Genomic DNA, 22,763 nt, shown 5'->3' on the forward strand with positions numbered 1-22,763 from the left:
ATTAATCCTCTATTATTTTTATTTCTTTTTCATATAATCCGGTTACTGATTGTTCAATTATTGAAAATTGTTTTTGATTTAATAAATTAAATCCACATTTTACTCTGGAAGTTTTTTCATTAATTAAACTTAAATCAAATGTTGTTTTTTTATTTGTTAATAAGTTCAATATTTCCAATAACACTTTACATTGTTCTTCTAAACTTAACTTATTAAATGTATTTTTTGCTTTATCTTGTGTCAAGTCATTATATTTGTTATTCTTTTTGTGTGTAAAAATTTTTGTTGCCATTTTACATACCAACGTATTATATAATTTTATATTTTCTTCTAATGAAATATGTTCTTTTGAAACTTTTGCTTCTTTATTTTCACGTTGAAAATTAACAAATTTAACCACTTCTTTTAAATATCGTTCAATATCAGAAGAGAGCAATACTTGGACAGCTCCATCAACGTAAAAATTATCATCTGTTTTCCCTCCGATATAATAAGGATAATGATCTATTTTTACTAAAGCGCCTATATTTAATTTTTTATATATAAGTTGTAAATTTTCTATATTTTCACCTTTTTTAAGTTTTATTTGTTTTTCAGCAAAATTAATTAAATCTAAATCTGTTTTTATATTTTGTGAAATATAAATAGGAATTGGAATAATTTTGATATTTTCTTTAACTTTATCTTTATTTCTAATATCGTACTTGAAGATTGAATAATATGCAATTTTTATACTGGTAAATCCGCCATATCTCGTTACATTTTTTAGATTTTTATTGTTTGTTTTTACCGGATAATAACTTCCTTCTTTCGCTGCATTTGCCTTATAGATTGTCGCCTCGTACAATGCACCTTTCTGTTCAGAAGTTCTTCGTGTTACATTTATTAAATTATTACACATTACTGAACTAACTATTTCTTCAGTTTTTCCTTTTTCCCATGCTACTTCTCCGTTACGTTCAACCTTATCACTATAAAATAGTGTATTCAATGTATATTCTCTATTTTTAAAATTTTTTCGAATAAAGTTCTTAGGATTTCGTGTGAATTTTATATGGTATACATTACCTACAACGATATTTAAGTAGGCATCCTTTGCGTGATGTAAATCATTTAAATCACGAACTTTAATTAATTGCCCTTCTTTGGCTTTTTTCTGTTCTTCTTCTGTTAAATTTTTTCTTTTGCCTACTTTTATTTTCCCGAATTCCTGTCTAAAATCAGATACATTTTCCGCTTTTGAAAAACAAAGTTCAGTTGTAGGATTTAAGTTTTGTAAGATTTTCGATACTACTTTTACAGATTGTGATGTTTCTATTAATTGACGTGCGATAAAACCGCTTAATTCACCATCTGTAAAATCTTCCGTTCTTGTTAATCGTTTATATTTTTCTTCCGAAATAAGATTTTTTGCTTTTAAAAATCTCCAAAAATGTTTATTTTTTCTTTGAATACTTTCACTTATTAAACCATTAGATTTTTTTGAATTCTCTGTTTTGTTGACTAATACTAAATTATTCCAACTACCGTCTTTTGTTTTACTTTGTGGATAAATATGGTCAATATCATATTCACTATTGCTACCAAATAAGTTATTTAAGTCTATTGCTTTTCCAGTGTATAAACAACGACCTAATTGAGTATAGTATAAGTATAATTTTCTTGCTTTTAACTTATTATTATCAATATCAGTTAAATCTTGTTTTTTCTTATCAAAATCTACTGTATGCCCTAGAGCTTTTTCTAATTCAGCTATATCAGATGTTTTTATTTTTTTATATAGTTCCAACAATGCTTTTTTCCGAGAATCTTTGCGTCCGTCATCACCTTTTTTTTCTTTATTACTACGTGTTGTTTCAACGAATATTCTTTTCGGTTCAGAACCTATTACTTTTTTTAGTTCTTCCACTATACGTACTACCTGCCATATAGAACGTTTTACTGCAGGGGATACATATAAATCATCCAGTATATGAGGTGTGATTTCTGTTATTTCTTTACGTAATTTTCCATTATATGTATTAATTTTTTCAAAATAGTCGTAATTAGTTCCTAATAATTCTATAAAAAGTAGAGTATTATTACGCATTGCATTAATAATATTAAAACACTCTCCTGTACTTTCATCATACAGTTGGCTACTTACTATTTCTGTTAACAGTTTTTCAGATAGTCGTCCCCAGTCTTTATATGTTAAACCGGATATTTTTTTTATCTCCTCCGATGAGTAAATATCTCCGTATTCTTTTGTTATTTTATCAACCAGCAGTTGTTTAGATTCTCCAAATAACGTTATCCAGCGAATCATTTTCTCCACTTTTTCAGAATCAAATTTTTCTCCTAAAATTTTTTTAAAATCACGATATGATTTTAAATCATTTTTTATTGAAATATCAAAACCTGATAATTCATCTTTTCCGTCAATTACTCCTTCTGACATTAGAAATTTTTTTAATTCTTTTCCTGTTGCCTTTGGTGCAGATTGTTTAAAGAAACGCTCTATAATTAAATTACGGTGTTCTACAGTTAAACGTTTACCACCATAATTTATTGAATTCAATTCATTGAGTAGGGTAAACTCTGAATATAGTAATGAATGTTTAGGAAGTACATCTTCGTACAGTAGATATGTACATTGATTGGTTAAATTTTCAATAAAGTTTTTAGCACTTTCTTCTTTGTTTATTACCTTATTGAAGTTCCAAGGAGTAACCGCTGTACGTTCATACCCTTTATTTCGTACTGACCATGAAAAACCTCCATTACCAACTTTGTGCGATGTATTTAGCGAACCGACATAATACGGTATTCTAAATTCAAGTAATTGTATTATTTTTTCTTTAATACTAATACCATATTCATCGGTATTATTTAAAAATGGATGATATTGTACGGCATTATTTAATATTTTTTCTAATTCTTCTTTATGGATTTGATATGGAATAACCGAATTATCTTTAGTTCGCTGTCTGGGAAGGAATGTCTCTAATTCTAACTCAGCAAGAATATCTTGCTTCAATTTACTTTCTTCACAATACTTTAATTCTTTTATTAAAGATTTTTTAAAATCTTCATAAGAACAAGATGATTTTGAACTTCCCACATTATTTTTCCCGATATAATTAACGTAATTCGCTTCTTTTTCATCTTCTTTAACAAATATATTTTCAAATAATTGTCTTTTTTCTTTTTTTGATAATTTGCTATCTTCTTTTATTAACTGTTTTAATTGTTTTAAATCTTTTCCATGTTTTTCATAGCTGATTACTTTAGATTCTGAAATTGTCATATTTTTGATTTTTATTTCAGATAAAATAATTGCGTCATATATAAGTTTTGCAGTATCTAATACTATAATGTATTCTCCCAATATTTCTTCATAGTTACTACGGACATCTTCATATATTTTCTCTTTGAATGAAATCGTTTTAATTGATATATCAAGTTCTTTATATGCTTCTATATCAAATAATTTTGCCAGTTGAGTTTTATTACCAAGTGCTAAACGTAATGCCTCTATTAATTGTTTTTCATCAGCAAATAATTTTTTAAACTCTATTATCTTATCTGTAGAGTTTTTCTTTTTCAACAATATTTCTGCTATATTATTAATAAGCTCATCAGTTATATCTATTTTGATATTTAGTGAATTATATTGTAGTAATTCTCTTATATTGTCTTTTATTTCAGAGCCTTTAAATTGTTGTCCGGCAAATAAAAAATGCCCACGATATTTTAGTATATGATGTATTGCAAGGAACAATTCTCTTATATCCGGATTATTTTTATGGATTAAATCTGCACGTAGGTGATATATTGTTTTATAGTCACGATAATACTCTTTATCCGTATAATTTTTGTCATTAAACAAGATACTAGGAACATTTTCTGTTTTATCACCTACTTTATATTTACTTTCTCTAAGACGCATAAAAAAGTTCGGATCTATTTTATTAATTTCTTCAGCGAATAATTCCTCTAATAACCCTAAACGCCATTTTCTACGTGCTAAACGACGTCTTTTTGACCTACAGTCACGTCTTTCTTTTGCTGTTTGTGCTTCATCAAATAAGCGTACTCCCCATGATTTTTTACCTTTTAATTTTAACAGATTATAATTTGTATCTGTTGCTGCCCATCCCACACTGGCAGTCCCTATATCTAATCCTAAAAACCATTCTTTATTTTCATTCATTGTTATTTTCTCCTGTATTTCATTTATTATAAGTTTGGATTCTCTATGTTTTTTCTATGTTTTAAAATTTTTCATAATAAATTATTGTTACTCCCTCAATATATTATTTTTATCTTTTGAAGATATTTGTTAATAGCGTATTTTTATATTTAATTAAGAACATTATATCATATTTTTTATTACATTATACCGTTTTCATTGAATATATTTTAATATTAATTTTATTTTTTAATATGTAAACGTCATTAAAATATATCTTTCACTTTATTTTACAACTTAATTTAATCATTAAAAAACTTCCTAAGAAGAAAATACTTGTTTTTCTACTTAGAAAGTTCTTTATTTATCGTTCACACCATGGTGTTATTTTTTCTACTTTTTTGCTAATTTAGCAATTTCTACAATAACGTCAGCTGCTTTTTTCATATGTTCTAAACAGCTAAATTCATATTGGCCATGGAAATTCTCACCACCAACAAAAATATTCGGCGTCGGTATTCCCATATATGAGATTTTAGAACCGTCTGTTCCTCCACGTATTGGAATAATAATAGGAACTACCCCTACATTTTTAATCGCTTGTTCTGCAACGTCAACACAGCGTTTATCTTCCTTAATTACGTCTCCCATATTATAATATTGGTCAAATAATTCATATTCAACTACATTACCATATTTTTCATTAATTTTTGCAGCAACTGATTCACAAAAGGCTTTTCGTGCCAAAAATTTTTCTCTGTCATGATCACGAATAATATACACCAATTCCGCTTCTTCTATTCTTGTTTGCATATTATGTAACAAATAGAAACCTTCATAATCTTCTGTATGTTCCGGTACTTCTTTTTCCGGGAATAATGATGCCAACTCTACGGCAATCATATTAGCATTTTTCATTTTTCCTTTTGCTGTCCCCGGATGAACACTCACTCCGGTAATTTTATATGTTATCTGTGCTGCATTAAAACTTTCATACTGAAGTTCTCCTAACACACTACCATCCATAGTATAAGCATAATCGGTTGCAAAACCTTTAGCATCAAAATGATCAGCACCTCGTCCTATTTCCTCATCCGGTCCAAAAGCAATTCGAATATCCCCATGTTCTATTTCACGATGCTCACTCAAATATTTAACAGCCTCTACTATCTCGGTAATACCTGCTTTATCATCAGCACCTAGTAGCGTTGTCCCGTCTGTTGTAATCAACGTTAAATCTTTATAATTTTTAAGATTTGGAAATTCAGCCATCGTCATAATAATATTTTTCTCTTTGTTTAAAACAATATCTTCGCCACTATAGTTTTCTATAACACGTGGACTAATTCCTTCTACATTGAAATCAGCGGTATCAACATGAGAAATAAACCCAATAGTATCATATGGTTTATCAGTATTAGCCGGAAGTGTAGCGGTCAAAAACCAATTTTTTTCATTTAAAACAATATCACTTAAATTTAATTCTTCCAATTGTCCTTTTAACATACGCAAAAAATCCTTTTGTTCCGGTGTTGACGGTATTGTCGTACTACCGGAATCAGATCTTGATTTAAACTTAACATAACCTAAAAAACGTTCCAACATAGTTTCATATTTCATTATTATTTACCTCATCTATTTACTTTACTTATATTATAATATACTTTTCTACTAAATGTAAGGGGGTAACATTTGAAAAATTAAAATTCTTTATCACAAAAAAGAGTTAGTTCACTACTAACCCTTAGTCCTATCTATTATAATATTTTAAATATTCTTTGCAAAATTCTCTAGCTGTTAATTTCCCACTTTGTCTATCTGAGTAGCTGCTACTTACAAATTTAGAAATTTCATCCGTATATTCAACTTGCGGTAACGGTTCTTCTAATTTTGTTTCTCTATTTATCGCAAATGTTGAAAAACAAATTCCCACCAAACGTGTTTTTCTTGTTTCATGATTAAAAGCACTTAATTCAGCAAAAATCTCCACACTTCTAGTTCCAACTCTGGAAATATAACTTCTTATTATCAATGCTTCGTGTCTATGTACAACATCTAAAAATTGATAAGTGTCAATACTTGCTGTAAAGAATGGCAGATGTGTGTATCTTCTAATTACTAAACCTTGAACATCATCTAACCAATATAATGTTTGACCTCCAAATAGCGTATCATGTCTATTCATATGGTTGGGATATATTGTATGAAAGTTCTCTATCATTGTATCTTTATAATTTAATACTGTTGTCATTTTATTAATTATCACTCCTTTTTTCTACTATAACTATTACACCTTTGTTCAATAAACAAGAAATAAGAAAAAGGCAAGAATATAACTATCCTTACCTTTTTCCTTAATTACTTAATTGAGTAAAGCAGTTCTAATACTTTTTCTTCAAATTTTACCAGTTTTTCTTCCGCTACCGATTTATCATCAGCTTTAACATAAATATATAATTTAATTTTCGGTTCTGTTCCACTCGGTCTAAGAGTATACCATGATTCATCATCATAACTGAATTTTACTGCATCTGTTTTTTCAATTGTTATATCTTTTTCTTCACCCGTTGCTACTATTTTTTCCTTCTGAGTTAAGTAATCTGTTACTACAGCTACCTTACTTCCCGCAATTTCACGTGCGAAGATTTCTCGATATTGTTCCATCATACGTTTTATACGTTTAGCTCCACTTGCCCCTTCTAAAACGATCGAAATAGTTTTATCTAAATAGTATCCATATTTTTTATAAAATTCGTCCAGTACATCAACCAATGTTTTACCTTGTTTTTTATAAAATGCTGCCGCTTCCACCAATAGCATTGCTATTGTAACACCATCTTTATCACGTAGGAATGTCCCTACATTATAACCGATACTTTCTTCATATCCCATTACATAATTTTTTTCAGCGGTTGTATCCCACTCATTCGGTAATGCACAAATATTTTTAAACCCTGTTAAAACGTCAATAACTTCTACTCCATACTCACTGCATAGCGGTTCAACCATTTTAGATGTTACGATTGATTTTACTAATGCAGGATTTTTCGGTAATTTTCCTTGTTTTGCAAGGTTTTCGATAACATATTGCACTAAAACGGCACCGGTTTGGTTACCGTTAAAGGATATTATTTCCCCATCGTGTACTACCTCAACTGCAAGTCTATCACAATCAGGATCCGTTGCAATAAGAATATCGGCATCAACTTTTTTAGCAAGACGTTCCCCATATTCAAAAGCTGCCGTATCTTCCGGATTTGGATATTCGATAGTTGGGAATGTTCCATCCGGATCTTTTTGCTCTTCTACTACATAAACATTATTAAAACCACGGTGCGCCAACACTGTTGTTACTGCTTTATACCCTGCACCATTTAGTGGTGTATAAACTACCGAAATGCCTTTATCAATATTATCATCATTAATAGCACAATCTAATGATTCTTTATAGAATTTTTCATCTATTTCCTTACCGATATAAATAAGCAATCCTTTTTTAATAGCTTCTTCTTCCGTCAGGGTTACATAATTATCAAAAATGTCCATTGAGTTTATATATTCAAGCACCTTGTCGCTGATATTTGATTTAATTTGTGAACCCTCTTGCCAATATACTTTATAACCGTTATACTCTTTTGGGTTGTGACTAGCTGTAATATTAATACCACTTGCAGTTTTTAAATAGCGTATAGTAAATGATAATTCCGGTGTTGGACGTAAATCTTCAAAAAGATATGCTTTTACACCGTTGCTAGCCATTACCAATGCTGCCAGTTTTGCGAATTCTTTTGAAAATAAACGTGGATCATGGGCAATAGCTATCCCCTTATCTTGCAAACCGTTATCAATAATCGTTTGTGCTAATGCTTTTGTTGCACGAGCGATAATAAAACGATTCATACGATTAGAACCCATTCCTACTTTTCCACGTAATCCGGCAGTCCCAAATTCCAATTCTTTGTAGAAACGATCTTCTTTTTCTTCTTCATTATTTGCAATATCAACAAGTTGCTTTCTTTCTTCATCGGTTAATACCGAACTATTTAACCATTTATCATATAATTCTTTATAGTTACTCATGCTTCACCTCTAAAATACTTTTTATTTTTATGCTAAGTTTAATGCTATTTCCATCATTTTTGTAAATGCTGTTTGTCTTTCTTCCGGAGTAGTTTCTTCTCCTGTTACTAATGAATCACTTACTGTTAAAATAGTCAAAGCATTAACACCTGCAGCTATTGCGTTTGCATAAAGTGCCGTGCTTTCCATTTCCACAGCCAGAACTCCCATTTTAATCCAATTTTCCATAGCATTTTTGTCAGAATTGTAGAAAATTTCACTGCATAAAATATTGCCGACATGTACCGGTTGCCCCATTTCTTGTGCCTTGTTGTATGCTTTTAATAACAAGTCAAACGAAGCAGTTAAACTTAACTCTCCCGGAATATTGTATTGATGCATATAATTTGAGTTCGTAGATGAACCCATTCCTAAAATCACATCATATAATTTTATATTTTTTTGTAGTGCTCCACACGTTCCAATTCTAATTAAATTTTTTACTCCGAATACATGAATTAATTCATATGAATAAATTCCTATACTGGCAGGTCCCATTCCAGTACCCATAACCGAAACTTTTTTACCTTTATATGTTCCGGTATATCCTAACATACCACGTACCTCATTAAAGCAAACGGCATCTTCCAAAAAGTTTTCAGCAATAAACTTCGCTCTTAATGGATCTCCCGGCAATAGCACTGTTTCTGCTATTTCAACTCCATTCGGTTTAATATGTGGTGTTTGTTTGTTTGACATTGGTTGTTCCCTCCATTTATTAGTTTGATAACATTATTATACCTTTTTTCCAACTCTTAAACAAGACTTATTTAAAAAAATAATTATCTTTGCTTAAACCAATCAAACACAAAGATTTCTGTTATTATCCGTTAATTAAAGAAAGATTTTTACTTAATAAAATGTTATTTAATAAAAGAAATATTTATCAAAACTTTTATTACACTTTTTTATAAAATTCATTAATAAATAAATCTTTTAAATATTTTCTGTAAAATATTGTCATTATCATTTAACGATTTCAATAGTATTTTCATACAATTTATTATATAATTAAAGCTATAACAAAAAAATATTAGAAAGAGGTTTTCTTATGTTACAATTAACTGTATTTTTACCGGTGATTGTTATGTTTTTTATTCCAACAATTAGAAAAAACTTTAAAACCATTCACCTAGGAAAAGTCGTTGTAATTGTACCGCTCGTGTTATTTGGATATTTTCTCTCACAACTAAAAAATATTTATTCAGGTGGTATAGTATATAAGTCTTTGGCGTTTGCAACTAATGTAGGCCTAGATATAAATTTTAAACTTGACGGACTATCTCTACTATTCACATTGCTTATAACAGGAATCGGAACTCTTGTTATTTTATACTCATGTTATTATATGGATATAAATGATCCTAAGCTACATAAATTTTATATTTTCCTACTGATTTTTATGTCGGCAATGTTAGGGGTTGTACTATCTGATAATCTGCTAAGTATGTATATGTTTTGGGAACTGACTTCTGTTTCTTCATTTTTACTTATCAGTTATTGGCATGAAAATGATGCTTCACGTAAAGGTGCATTGAAGTCACTTATTATTACTGTGTTTGGCGGCGTTTTAATGTTGCTTGGAATTTTTATTCTTAATAATGTTACAGGTAGTTTTAATATTAGTGAAATAATAACTTTCAGCCAGAATAATAAATATACTTCTAAGTATATACCGGCAATGATTCTAATATTGTTTGGAGCATTTACCAAATCCGCACAATTTCCGTTCCATATCTGGTTACCTGATGCCATGGCAGCACCAACACCGATTAGTAGTTATCTTCACTCGGCAACAATGGTTAAAGCCGGCATATATTTACTGCTGAGAGTTGGAATTATCTTTTCATTCAGTGCGTCATTTGGAAATATTTTAATTATTTTCGGTACTTTAACAATGTTAATCGGTTCGATTTCTGCAATTTTCCTTAAAGATTTAAAAGGAATTTTAGCATACTCCACTATAAGCCAACTTGGTATGATGACGTTAATGATCGGTATTGCAAACTTAGGATTATATGACAAGAATCATTATATTTACACGTTTGCATTTTATGCTGTATGTTTTCATATTATAAATCACGCTGCATTTAAAGCTTGTTTATTTATGATTACCGGAATTATTGATCATACCTTTCACACCCGTGATGTCAACAAATTGCGTGGAATTAGAGCTTATTTACCGATAAGTTTTATTTTAAGTATTATTGCAGGATTTTCCATGGCAGGAATACCACCATTAAGTGGATTTTTCTCTAAAGAGTATTTCTTAACAAGTGTTTATGGATTAATCAGTACAAGCAGTTTATATATTATTATCGCTATTTTAGTGGTTATAGCGTCGCTCGGTACTTTTATATATTCATTTATTTTAATCTTCAAACCTTTTTTAGGTACTTTTAATAAAACTTTCTCTAATGAAACAAAAATACACTTACCTGATAAAAAAATAACTGTCGCACCTGTTATTTTAGCTGTTTTTGTTATAATTAATAGTTTTATTAAAGATTACATCATTATACCGGCACAAAATGCAGCATTAGCCGGAGATGTTACAAATAATAAAATTATTTCTCACATCTCCCATGACAATTTTTTATCTAAAGAATTAATTACTACAATTTTAGTTGTTTTAATTGGAATATTTATTTATAAAACATTTGCTGCCAAAAATATTATTTACAAGTATAATCCTAGTATTATATCTATCCATCGTTTATACAATAGCTTAGGTACAAAGCTTCATGCCGGTGCAGGTTATCTTCATAATAAATTTATTACAAATGAACTAAAACGTAATATGAGTTATATTTTTCTTAGCTTATCGATTACTATTTTAGCTGGTTATGTTGCTGTTGGAAAACCGATTATTATCAATTCTTTCTCAAGTGTTCATATAATGAATATAATTATTGGTATTTGTATTGTTATTTGTTGTATCGCTATGGCGCGCTGTTACAATCGTTTAGTGTTGATTATTTTATCTTCAGGTGTCAGCTTTATGATGACTGCACTCTATGTTACATTCAGAGCCCCTGATCTTGCAATGACTCAATTTGTTATAGAATCAATTTCAACAATTATTTTCTTAATCGCATTTATTTTGCTAACAAATAAAACCAAACATGTTGAAAAGCAAAAATTTAAACTTACCAATGCGATTATTGCAGGATTAACCGGTATAAGTTTTATAACTGTCGGTCTGGTTTCTTATGCGTATAAAAATCCGTCAGCAATAAGCCAATTTTATTTTGATAATGTGGTAAGTTCCGGCGGTGGAAATATCGTTAATGTAATTATTGTTGACTTCAGGGGATTTGATACTTTGTTTGAAATTACAGTTATGACTATGGTTGCATTAATTATTTATGCAATGTTTAAAATTATTAAACGAGGAGGTAATAAAGATGAAAACTAATGATTTAATTTTAAAATCACTATCAGCCATTATATCCAGTTGTATATTCTTACTATCTCTAAGTTTATACTTTGGCGGTCATTTCTTACCGGGCGGTGGTTTTGTCGGCGGTCTTCTTTGTACAATGGCATTAGCTTTATCGATGTTTACCTATGGTATTAAACGTGTTACTAAGTTACTACCGATTAACTATATATATGTAACCGCAATAGGACTTTTATTTTCTGTCGGTACGGCATTTAGCGGCATTGTTACCGGTGAAAATTTCTTCAAACACCATTTTACTCATATACATGTTCCGCTAATGGGAGAAATGGAGCTGCACACAGCAGCAATATTCGATCTTGGAGTTTACCTAATTGTCGTTGGAGTTTTAATGTCTGTTATATTAGCTTTTGGAAAGGACGGTAAATAATGGAATTTTATATGATTATCTTATGCGGTATTCTTGTCGGTTTTGGTGTTTACCTAATGCTTTCTAAGAGTATGATTCGTATTATTATAGGTGTAGGGCTTTTCGGTCATGCAGCAAACTTAATAATTTTAATTTCCGGTGGTCTTGGTGATGGTGCCATTCCCATTATTTCAGAACTTGGGAAAAACTATGTAGACCCCATTCCGGCAGCACTTATTTTAACAGCTATCGTTATCGGTTTTGCTGTAACATGTCTACTTATTTCAATATATATAGCAAACTATAAACTAAAAGGCAGCGATAATGTTATTGAATTAGAGGATGTTGAAAATATAAAGGAGGAAACTCACTATGCTAAGTAATTTGCCGGTTATTCCGATTTTTATACCTCTTCTATTTGCTGCTATTACAATTCTGTTCAGACGTCGTGTAGCGATGCAAAGATTACTTGCTTTTACAGCTACACTGCTAACATTAGGATTTTCGATACTTAACATTTATATGGTTAATAAACATGAAATTCTAATATTAGAAATGGGAAATTGGGCTTCACCTTTCGGTATTACCTTAACATTAGATGGATTAAACAGTATTCTAGTTACTACATCCGGCATTGTGTTTTTGGCAACACTGTTTTATTCTTTTAAAACTATTGATAAAAAAAGAGAACTCAGTTTCTTTTACCCGGGATTTTTACTGATTATGGTTGGTATCAACGGAGCGTTTACAACAGGAGATATATTTAATTTGTTTGTTTTCTACGAAATTTTATTAATGTCTTCTTACTTATTGCTGTTAGTGGGAATTAATAAGGAACAATTAAAATCTTCTATCAGTTATGTGTTGATGAATGTTTTCGCAGGAAGTTTGTTTGTTATCAGCATTGGTTATCTATATACTATTGTCGGTAGTTTGAATATGGCTCACATCTCACAAACAATAGCAAATATGCAGGATAGACGCGGTATCTACCTAGTTGGTGCTGTAATGATTTTTGTTTTTTGTATGAAAGGTGCATTGTTTCCTCTATTTACTTGGATGAATCGTTCATATGCAGCACCTCCGATTTCAATTTCAATTATTTTCGGGGCATTATTAACCAAAGTCGGACTTTACTCTATTATTAGAACATACGGATTATTCTATTCGGAATCAAGTTTTATTAAAACTTACTTACTTATTCTCGGTACTATATCAATTATTGCAGGCTCAGTAGGTGCAATATATCAAAAAAATTTAAAACAAATAGTTATCTTTAACATAGTCATATCACTCGGCGTTATGGTAACCGGAACAGCCACATTAAATTCTTTCGGCGTTAAAGGGGCATTATTCTATGCCGTAAATGATATTCTTCTTAAAGCAGCCTTATTTATTATTGTAGGTTTGATTATCTACGCTAGCGGTGTTAAATTCCTACAAAAATGTGGTCTTATAAATAAATATCCCACTTTAGGTTGGGTATTTCTTATTGTAACTCTGTCGCTTGCCGGTGTTCCACCATTCAGCGGTTTCTACGGTAAAGCCCTAATTGTAAAAGGTCTTGTTATTGATCACCAAATTTTTGTAGCCGGTGTTGTTACACTATCCGGACTTGTGGTATTTTACTCACTAATTAGAATATTCCTTAATATTTTTTACGACAATATTAATAAGAATTTAGTATTAAAACCACTTCCTAAAGGTATTCTTATCCCTTTAGTTACATTGGTTGCTATTGCACTAATTATTGGAGTAAGCAGTAATTTATTAGACGGATTTTTTGAACGTGGAATTTCTACCATTTTAAATTCAAAAGACTATATTGACTTAGTCTTAAAGAAAGGAGCATAATTCATGGCAATACAATTTTTAATAAATATTTTTATCGGTATTCTTTGGATGTTCTTTTCTGGTAATTATAACTTGGAATATTTCTTTGTCGGATATTTTTGGGGTATGGTTATACTCTTTATCTTTAGAAAAATTTTCTTTAAATTTTCTATCGGCAAACAACTTTATTATACTTATGCTTACAAGTGGTTAAAACTTATAGTGATATTTCTTGTAGAGTTGCTAAAAGCAGGTGTAAATGTTCTAAAAATGATGTTTAGAAAAAACTTAGATGTCAATCCGGTCATTTTTGAATATGAACTTACAATTAAAAAAAATTGGCAAATTACATTACTTGCTAATATGATTACATTGACACCGGGGACTTTAACCGTTAATGTCGGATACAATAACAAAACATTATTCGTTCACTGTTTAGATACAGATAATATTGAAGGAGAAATTGTGAGCATTAAAAACAGTTTTGAAAAAGCAATATTGGAGGTTGACTTAAATGGATAAAATAGTTGAATACACAATATTATTAGGTATTTTCACCTCCCTTGCAATGATACTCTTTCTTTTAACTTATATCGTCAAAAAACCCGGTATTTTTGATAAACTGATTGCAAGTGATTTACTGGCTATGCCGCTTATTTGCCTAATAGTCTTAGTAAGTATGTATTACAAAACATTTTCTTATGTTTCACTAATTTTGATAATTGCTATTATCTGTTTAGTAGGTACTGTGGTTACAGCTAGATTTTTGGCTAAAAAGGAGGTTTTCAAAAATGATACTAAATAATATTTTAAGCATTATTGTTATACTCCTTATTTTAGTAGCAATAGTTTCGATGATAGCAACTATAATAGGTTTCATAAGACTTCCTGATGAATTAACAAAAATTCATGCGGCAGGTGTTACAGGTTCATTCGCAGTAGAACTAATTTTAATAGCAGGTTTTATTTACTTCTACAGATATTTGGAAGTATTTGAATACAAATTTTTGCTAGCTATACTTTTTCTATTCTTAGTAGCTCCGGTATCGGCACACATGATTTCACTTAATGCTATTATTTTTAACAAAAAAATCTACTCTAAAAATAATACTGATGAAGCAAAAAAAGTTTTAGAGGATATAAAAAAACTAAATAAATAATATTTAAAATCGGCATTAATTGTCGATTTTTTAGTTAATAACTCTTCAACTACAGCCTTTTTCAGCTACTCTTAATCATTCACATCTTGACTTATTTTGTTTTATATAGTAATATTTTTATAGATTATTAAACAAGGAGTCATATTTATGAGAAACTATTTTGGAACAGACGGTATTCGTGGTGTTGCAGGAAAAACATTAACAGCCGATTTGAGTTTTAAAGTTGGTAAAGCACTTGGAACATTGTTAACGAATAAAAAAGAACATCCAAAAGTAATAATAGGAAGAGATACCAGAATATCTTGTGATATGATTGAGTACGCTCTTATCGCCGGCCTTACAAGTGTCGGTGTTGATGTTATGCCTATCGGCGTTATCCCCACTCCGGCTATTGCCTATTTAACAAAAACTATGGAAACTGACAGCGGGATTATGATTTCGGCATCACATAATCCTTATCAGGATAATGGAATTAAAATATTTGGACCGGATGGTTTTAAATTAACAGATGATGAAGAACTGAAAATAGAACACCTAATTAATTCTTCAAATGAAATAAAAAATACTTCATTTGATAAAATCGGAAAAACATATCTTGCTACCGAACTAACTCAAAAATATATTCAACACATTAAACAATCAATTAATAATGATTTGTTGGGATTAAGTATTGCACTTGACTGCGCAAATGGTGCTACAACCCAAGTCGCTCCGTTTCTATTTGGAGATTTAGAAGCAGATATAGAAACTATCGGTTGCAAACCTAACGGAATTAATATCAACGATAATGTAGGTTCAACCAAAATACATACTCTTGCAGATTTTGTTAAAGAACATAATGTTGATGTTGGTTTTGCCTTTGATGGTGACGGTGATAGAGTTTTAGCAGTCGATAATGAAGGAAATATTGTAGATGGCGATAAAATTATGTTTATTTTAGCTAAACATCTAAAAGATAATAATGAATTAAAAGATAACATGGTCGTTTCTACTGTAATGAGTAATATCGGTTTTTATAAAGCCCTAGAAGCAAACGGGTTATCCTCTAAAAAAACTTCTGTCGGGGATAGATATGTAGTTGAAGAAATGAGAAAAAATGATTATTCTCTTGGTGGAGAACAGTCAGGGCATATTATTATGATGAATTACGCCACTACCGGCGACGGCATTTTAACCGCCGTTCAGTTAGCTAGTATTATAAAAAATTCCGGTAAATCATTAAAAGAATTAGCCGACGAAGTAAATATCTACCCGCAGAAGTTAGTAAATATAAAAGTTAACAACAAAAAAGAAGTAATGGAAGATGAAGAAATACTTTTAGAATGTAAAAAAGTGGAAAAGGAACTGGAAAATAACGGTAGAATTCTTCTTCGAGCTTCCGGAACTGAAAATCTTATTCGCGTAATGGTGGAAGCCAGCACTGACGAATTAACAGATAAGTACTGTGAACAAGTGGCAAAACTGGTAAGAGAAAAATATGAAGTTAAATGATAATTTTGAAATGCGATCTCTATTTTCAAATAGAGACGTATTTTATTTTTGTACTTTAAAATCATATTAAATATGATATTTTAATTTTTTCTAAATATTTTATATTCGCTCTTTATTTTTCTTTTTTTAAGAATAAATATATTTAAGCATTTTCATTTACACAAGTAGAAAAATTTTTGTATATTATGTACATTTTTTTATATAATTTTTTTCTAAATATTATATTAATAGACATGTTTTTTATAAAATTTATTTTATATTTTTATTATAATTTATAATTTTATCTAACTAGAGCTACTATCCATATTTATAATATAAATAATTAGTAACTAATTCTCAAAATATTAATCTTTTTATGTAATAATTTCACTATTAATATTTTAATAAATTATTTATCTCCCTTTTTGGAAAAGAATTTATTTTTCTCTTGTTTTTTGTATATACTTCTGATATAATTATTAGTGAAGTAATTGTTATATTACTTCGAATGTTCTTTTATTATAAGTCTCCCTAGCTTATAATAAAGACTTTTCATATTTACTCCCTTATTTCTACCTTACAATATTTTTTGTAAGGTAGGTTTTTTTATTTTATATTTTTCCGCAAATAATATACTCCTATTGTAAAATATATTGTTTCTTACTTTTATTGAATATTTAGAAAATTATTTTATAACCCCTTACTCAGTAACATGTCTTTTTAATTTTCCTATCATTTTCACTATAGTTCCAAAAATTTTCCTTGACTTATAATGTTTCCTAGGGTAAACTATTGTGTAGAAGTAAAAGATAGGAAGTGGGAATTATGATTGAAATAAAAAATTTATCCGTTACTTATAAATTGGTACCGGCACTTGATAATGTATCGTTAAATATAACCAAATCCAATATAATCGGAATTATCGGACCAAATGGTGCCGGAAAATCTACTTTATTAAAAGCTATGCTAGGTATTATTAATTTTACCGGTAATGTTAATATTGATAATAAAGATATAAATTTATCATTAAAAAATATTGCTTATGTCGAACAAAAAATAAATATAGATTATACGTTTCCAATTAAAGTAAAAGAGTGTGTTTCTTTAGGTTTGTATCCGAAAATAAAACTATTTCACGGTTTGAAATCCGAGGATTGGAAGAAGGTTAAAAAAGCATTAGAAATTGTTAATTTAACTGAATTTGCCGACAGACAAATTAGCGAATTATCCGGAGGACAATTTCAAAGGGTTCTAATAGCCAGATGTTTAGTTCAAGAAGCGGACTATATTTTTTTAGATGAACCTTTTGTCGCAATTGATTCTGTTAGTGAAGATATTATAATGAATACCTTAAGAGAATTAAAAGCACAAGGTAAAACTATTCTTATCGTTCACCATGATTTGAGCAAGGTAAAATCTTATTTTGATAAAATACTTATTCTTAATAAACAGCTTATAGCTTTCGGGAATACTGATGATACTTTTACTAAAGAAAATCTTAAAAGAGCCTATGGTTCTAATATTTTTGTAACAGGAGGGGAATAATATGATTAAAGAATTTATAGATGGTTTATATAATTATCACTTCTTACAAAACGCTCTAATTACGGCTATTATTATTGGTATTGTAGCCGGTGCAGTTGGTTGCTTTATTATTCTTCGCGGTATGTCCTTGATGGGAGATGCTATTTCTCATGCTGTCTTACCGGGTGTTGCAGTATCTTTTATTCTAGGTATTAACTTCTTTATCGGAGCTATTATTTTTGGACTTTTAGCATCTGTTATTATTACTTATATAAAAGGAAACTCTATTATTAAAAGTGATACCGCTATTGGAATTACCTTTAGTTCATTTCTTGCACTTGGGGTTATTCTTATAGGAGTTGCTAACAGTTCAACAGATTTATTTCACATCTTATTCGGTAATATCCTTGCCGTTCAAGATATTGATATGTATATCACCATCGGCGTAGGTATGTTTGTCCTACTTATTATTAAGTTATTTTTCAAAGAGTTACTGATAACTTCTTTTGATGGATTACTTGCGCAGGCTATGGGTATGAAAGTTAACTTCTATCATTATCTTCTAATGATTTTATTAACGTTGGTTTCTGTTACCGCTATGCAAAGTGTTGGTACTATTTTAATAGTTGCTATGCTTATTACACCGGCTGCTACAGCTTATCTTTACGCAAACAGCCTAAAAGTTATGATAATTTTATCTTCAACAATAGGTGCTGTATCTTCTGTGTTAGGATTATTTATAGGTTATTCATTTAATATTGCTGCAGGTTCCAGTATTGTATTAACATCTGCCGTTATATTTGTTATCAGCTTCTTCATAGCACCAAAACAGCGTTTTTTCAAAAATTAAATAAAATTATTTAATGTTTTTATAAAAAATTATTTTAATAAAGGAGGACCTATTAATATGAAAAATATTAAAAAATTAGGTTTTATTTCTCTTCTTTTGGCATTAGTTGTCGGGCTTTTTGCCTGTTCCGCAGGTCAAAAGAACAATTCAAATACCAGCGAAACTACTAAACTTAAAGTCGTCGCTACCAACTCTATTATTGCGGATATTACTAAAAATATCGCCGGTGATAAAATTGATTTACACAGTATAGTTCCGGTCGGACAGGATCCACACGAATATGAACCTTTACCTGATGATGTGAAAAAAACTTCAGAAGCTAACTTAATATTTTACAATGGTATAAATCTTGAAACAGGTGGCAATGCTTGGTTTACAAAACTTGTAAAAAATGCTAATAAAACTGAAAATAAAGATTACTATGCAGTAAGCGACGGTGTTGAAGTTATTTATTTAGAAGGTAAAAATGAAAAAGGTAAAGAAGACCCTCACGCATGGTTAAATCTTGAAAACGGAATGATATATGCAAAAAATATAGCTAAACAATTAATAGAAAAAGATCCAAAAAATAAAGATTTTTATGAACAAAATCTTAAAAACTACTTAGAAAAATTAACAAAATTGGATAATGAAGCAAAAGATAAATTTAATAATATCCCTACCGAGAAAAAAATGATTGTAACTAGTGAAGGTTGCTTCAAATATTTCTCTAAAGCTTATAATGTACCATCAGCTTACATTTGGGAAATTAACACTGAAGAAGAAGGAACACCTGAGCAAATTAAAGCACTTGTGGAAAAACTTCGTAAAACTAAAACTCCGTCATTATTTGTTGAAAGTAGTGTAGATGATCGCCCAATGAAAACTGTATCTAAAGATACTAATATACCTATTTATGCTAAAATCTTTACAGATTCTGTTGCTGAAAAAGGTGAAAGAGGAGATAGCTACTACGATATGATGAAATGGAATTTAGATAAAATTTCTGAAGGACTTGCTAAATAATGTGGTCGATTCAATTAAAACAAAATCAAAATACTAAACCTATAGATCACATATTAGTGCAACAAAGTGAAATGACACAATATATACTTAAATTAAAATTACTATAGTTACCAAATAATAATTACTCAAAAAATACCTAGAGATTGTTAATCAACCTCTAGGTATTTATTATCTTATTTATTTTTCATATATGGGAACATCAATACGTCACGTATTGATGTGGAATTTGTAAGTAACATCACAAGTCTATCAATACCGATTCCTAACCCGCCGGTCGGTGGCATACCATATTCTAATGCTTCTACAAAATCTTCATCCATCTCATAAACTTCCTCATTACCTGCATCTTTTTCGTCCATTTGATCTAAGAAACGTTGTTTTTGATCAATCGGATCATTTAACTCACTAAACGCATTAGCATGTTCACGACGCACAATAAACAGTTCAAATCTATCGGTAAATCTCGGATCATCTACATTAGTTTTTGCTAACGGAGAAACTTCTACAGGATGACCATAGACAAATGTTGGCTGAACTAATGTTTCTTCAACAAACGTTTCAAAAAATTCATTAATAATGTGCCCAACTTTCATATCTTTTCTTACCGGCACATTGTGTTCTTTAGCTAAATCATGAGCTTTTTCGTCTGTCATTTTTTCCCAGAAATCAATTCCTGTTACTTCTTTAATAATATCAACCATATGCACTCGACGCCATTTTGGTGTCAAATCAATCTCATCTTCACCGTAGGTAATTTTAGTTGTTCCGTGAATTTGTTCACAAATATAGGCAATCATTGATTCTGTCAAATCCATAATATCATTAAAGTCCGCATATGCTTCGTATAACTCTATCATTGTAAATTCCGGATTATGTCGTGTTGATACACCTTCATTACGAAATGCGCGTCCTATTTCATATACTTTCTCCAATCCACCCACAATAAGTCGTTTTAACGGTAACTCTAAGGCTATACGCATAAATAACTGCATATCCAACGCATTGTGGTGGGTTACAAACGGTTTTGCCGCAGCCCCTCCGGCGATACTGTGCATCATGGGTGTTTCAACTTCTAAATAACCACGTTCGTTTAAATAACTACGCATAATTTGAATAATTTTTGAACGAAGAATAAAAGTTTCTTTACTTTCGCTATTCATAATTAAATCAACATAGCGTCTTCTATAACGTTCTTCAACATCTTTAAGACCGTGAAATTTGTCCGGTAAAGGGCGTAATGCTTTTGTCAAAATTTCAAATTTATCGGCTTTTACCGATAATTCACCCACGTTTGTTTTAAATAGTACACCGCTAACCCCGACAATATCCCCTAAATCTAATGTTTTAAAATACTCATAACTATCTCCTACTCTGTCTTGACGTACATAGATTTGAATTTGCCCTCCTAAATCTTGGACGTGAGCAAACCCAGCTTTACCTTTTCCACGTTTTGTCATTACACGACCTGCTATTGTTACAGAGATATTTTTTTCAGAAAGTTCTTCTTTACTGTATTTATCATACTCATTCACAAGTTCACTTGATAAATGAGTTCTTTCAAATTTTGTACCAAATGGATCTATACCGTTTTTACGCATTGCATCCATTTTTTCGCGACGCACAACCATTTGATCATTTAATTCAAGTGCATCATTTACTTTGATTTCTTCTGTCATGTTGTGTTCCTTTCTAGCTCTTTTTTATCTAATCTTTTCCACATAAACACTATTATAACACATTTTAATCGTTTTTTGTTACCCTTTATTATTATATTTATTGAATTTTTTTATTTTCTGGTTTATAATGGCATTAAAATTATAAAGTAAAGGTCAAAAATATGAAATTTATTAATAAAATCCCCATACCAATAGCCGGTCTGGCTTTAGGGAGCGTGGCACTGGGAAATCTTTTAGCAACATATAGCTCCTTATTACAATTATTTTTTAGTTTAATATCACTAATTATCGTTATATTATTGACGATTAAATTTTCTATTACTCCTAAAATATTAAAATCGGAATTTACTAATCCCTTAATAGCTACCGTATTTTCTACTTTTCCCATGTCAATAATTTTACTAAGTACATACTTTAAGAAATACCTTGGGTATTCAATGAGTATTATTTGGGTATTCGGCATTGCATTGGATATTTTTGTTCTTTGTTTCGTTGTTAGTAATTTTTTGATTAAAAAACAAAATATTAAATTTATTTTTCCAACATGGTTTATTACATTCGTAGGGCCTGCAGTTGTAACTGTTACAGCTATTTCTTATAATCTTGAAATGCTGGGCAAAATATTTTTTTGGTTTTCGTTTATTAACTATATTATTTTAATACCTTTTGTATTGTATAGGGTATATGTGTATAAAAAGTTAAATGTTGCCGCACTTCCCACCTTAACTATTTTTTCTGCACCGGGTGGACTACTCCTTGCAAGCTATATGATTGGAATTACTAATAAATCAGAACTGATTATAAAAATTTTATTAATTCTCTGTTTTATATTTTATATGTTTGTTCTTATCCAACTGCCTTTACTACTAAATAGAAAATTCTATCCTAGTTATTCAGCTTTTACTTTCCCACTAGTTATCTGTGGAATGGCTTTTCAAAAAACCTATAATTACTATTATGATACGGGAAATAATTCTCTCATTCTTAAAATAGGAGTATATTTCAGTGAAGTATTAGCTACTATTATTGTTATATATGTTTTATATAGTTTTATTAAGCATGTTTTTAAACTTGAAAAATAAGTTAATTAATTTTTTTAATTAACTTATTTTATTTTTTAATGTTATAATGTCAGATTTA

18 protein-coding genes are annotated in these 22,763 nt (G+C 29.9%); 12 read left to right on the top strand and 6 right to left on the bottom strand.

Translation table 11 applies throughout. The features are described 5' to 3' along the window. Position 1: 1 nt before the first annotated feature. The 5 genes from cas9 to deoD form a co-directional block, all read right to left on the bottom strand. Positions 2–4,195 carry a type II CRISPR RNA-guided endonuclease Cas9 gene (gene cas9, locus BQ7358_RS03045; protein WP_072520207.1) on the bottom strand — a complete coding sequence of 1,398 codons (4,194 nt, stop codon included), beginning with the start codon at positions 4,193–4,195 and terminating at the stop codon, positions 2–4. 372 nt (positions 4,196–4,567) lie between these two features. Beyond that, positions 4,568–5,794: a peptidase T gene (pepT, locus tag BQ7358_RS03050; RefSeq protein WP_062174233.1), complete on the bottom strand. Its 1,227-nt coding sequence runs from the start codon at positions 5,792–5,794 to the stop codon at positions 4,568–4,570. A 130-nt stretch (positions 5,795–5,924) separates the two neighbouring features. Next, positions 5,925–6,425, bottom strand: a complete 501-nt coding sequence (locus BQ7358_RS03055) for an acyl-CoA thioesterase (protein WP_021752439.1) — start codon at positions 6,423–6,425, stop codon at positions 5,925–5,927. A 107-nt stretch (positions 6,426–6,532) separates the two neighbouring features. Beyond that, positions 6,533–8,254, bottom strand: a complete 1,722-nt coding sequence (locus BQ7358_RS03060; protein WP_062174235.1) for a phospho-sugar mutase — start codon at positions 8,252–8,254, stop codon at positions 6,533–6,535. Between the two features lie 27 nt (positions 8,255–8,281). Then, positions 8,282–8,992: a purine-nucleoside phosphorylase gene (gene deoD, locus BQ7358_RS03065; protein ID WP_062174237.1), complete on the bottom strand. Its 711-nt coding sequence runs from the start codon at positions 8,990–8,992 to the stop codon at positions 8,282–8,284. Positions 8,993–9,344: 352 nt separating this feature from the next. On the opposite strand from deoD, the gene mbhE reads away from it, so the two are divergent. The 11 genes from mbhE (at position 9,345) to BQ7358_RS03120 (ending at position 19,947) form a co-directional block, all read left to right on the top strand. Further along, entirely contained in the window at positions 9,345–11,711 is a 2,367-nt protein-coding gene (gene mbhE / locus BQ7358_RS03070; protein ID WP_062174240.1) for a hydrogen gas-evolving membrane-bound hydrogenase subunit E, read from the top strand. Then, positions 11,701–12,126 carry an MnhB domain-containing protein gene (locus tag BQ7358_RS03075; RefSeq protein ID WP_062174242.1) on the top strand — a complete coding sequence of 142 codons (426 nt, stop codon included), beginning with the start codon at positions 11,701–11,703 and terminating at the stop codon, positions 12,124–12,126. The genes mbhE and BQ7358_RS03075 overlap by 11 nt, the downstream gene beginning before the upstream one ends. Further along, positions 12,126–12,488, top strand: a complete 363-nt coding sequence (locus BQ7358_RS03080; protein ID WP_062174243.1) for a sodium:proton antiporter — start codon at positions 12,126–12,128, stop codon at positions 12,486–12,488. Before BQ7358_RS03075 ends, BQ7358_RS03080 begins: the two co-directional genes overlap by 1 nt. Beyond that, positions 12,478–13,959, top strand: a complete 1,482-nt coding sequence (locus BQ7358_RS03085) for a proton-conducting transporter transmembrane domain-containing protein (protein WP_062174245.1) — start codon at positions 12,478–12,480, stop codon at positions 13,957–13,959. The genes BQ7358_RS03080 and BQ7358_RS03085 overlap by 11 nt, the downstream gene beginning before the upstream one ends. Positions 13,960–13,962: 3 nt before the next feature. Next, positions 13,963–14,460 (top strand): Na+/H+ antiporter subunit E, encoded by a 498-nt coding sequence (locus BQ7358_RS03090; RefSeq protein WP_072520208.1) that lies wholly within the window; start codon positions 13,963–13,965, stop codon positions 14,458–14,460. Then, positions 14,453–14,743 carry an MrpF/PhaF family protein gene (locus BQ7358_RS03095; RefSeq protein WP_062174249.1) on the top strand — a complete coding sequence of 97 codons (291 nt, stop codon included), beginning with the start codon at positions 14,453–14,455 and terminating at the stop codon, positions 14,741–14,743. The genes BQ7358_RS03090 and BQ7358_RS03095 overlap by 8 nt, the downstream gene beginning before the upstream one ends. After that, a complete protein-coding gene (locus tag BQ7358_RS03100; RefSeq protein ID WP_062174251.1) occupies positions 14,730–15,098 on the top strand; it encodes a cation:proton antiporter in 369 nt (122 codons plus the stop codon). Before BQ7358_RS03095 ends, BQ7358_RS03100 begins: the two co-directional genes overlap by 14 nt. Before the next feature lie 147 nt (positions 15,099–15,245). Then, entirely contained in the window at positions 15,246–16,589 is a 1,344-nt protein-coding gene (gene glmM / locus BQ7358_RS03105) for a phosphoglucosamine mutase (protein ID WP_062174253.1), read from the top strand. Positions 16,590–17,393: 804 nt separating this feature from the next. Then, positions 17,394–18,113, top strand: a complete 720-nt coding sequence (locus BQ7358_RS03110) for a metal ABC transporter ATP-binding protein (RefSeq protein WP_062174255.1) — start codon at positions 17,394–17,396, stop codon at positions 18,111–18,113. Between the two features lies 1 nt (position 18,114). Beyond that, positions 18,115–18,942, top strand: a complete 828-nt coding sequence (locus BQ7358_RS03115; RefSeq protein WP_062174257.1) for a metal ABC transporter permease — start codon at positions 18,115–18,117, stop codon at positions 18,940–18,942. 66 nt (positions 18,943–19,008) lie between these two features. Beyond that, positions 19,009–19,947, top strand: coding sequence for a metal ABC transporter substrate-binding protein (locus BQ7358_RS03120; protein WP_040461226.1), 939 nt, complete (start codon positions 19,009–19,011; stop codon positions 19,945–19,947). A 173-nt stretch (positions 19,948–20,120) separates the two neighbouring features. On the opposite strand, the gene lysS is transcribed toward BQ7358_RS03120, so the two are convergent. After that, on the bottom strand, positions 20,121–21,623 hold the full coding sequence (gene lysS, locus BQ7358_RS03125; RefSeq protein WP_062174258.1) for a lysine--tRNA ligase: 1,503 nt from the start codon (positions 21,621–21,623) through the stop codon (positions 20,121–20,123). 161 nt (positions 21,624–21,784) lie between these two features. On the opposite strand from lysS, the gene BQ7358_RS03130 reads away from it, so the two are divergent. Continuing rightward, positions 21,785–22,705 carry a TDT family transporter gene (locus BQ7358_RS03130; protein ID WP_062174260.1) on the top strand — a complete coding sequence of 307 codons (921 nt, stop codon included), beginning with the start codon at positions 21,785–21,787 and terminating at the stop codon, positions 22,703–22,705. Positions 22,706–22,763: the final 58 nt, after the last annotated feature.

This window comes from Gemella massiliensis (assembly GCF_900120125.1).
Classification (GTDB): Bacteria; Bacillota; Bacilli; order Staphylococcales; family Gemellaceae; genus Gemella; species Gemella massiliensis.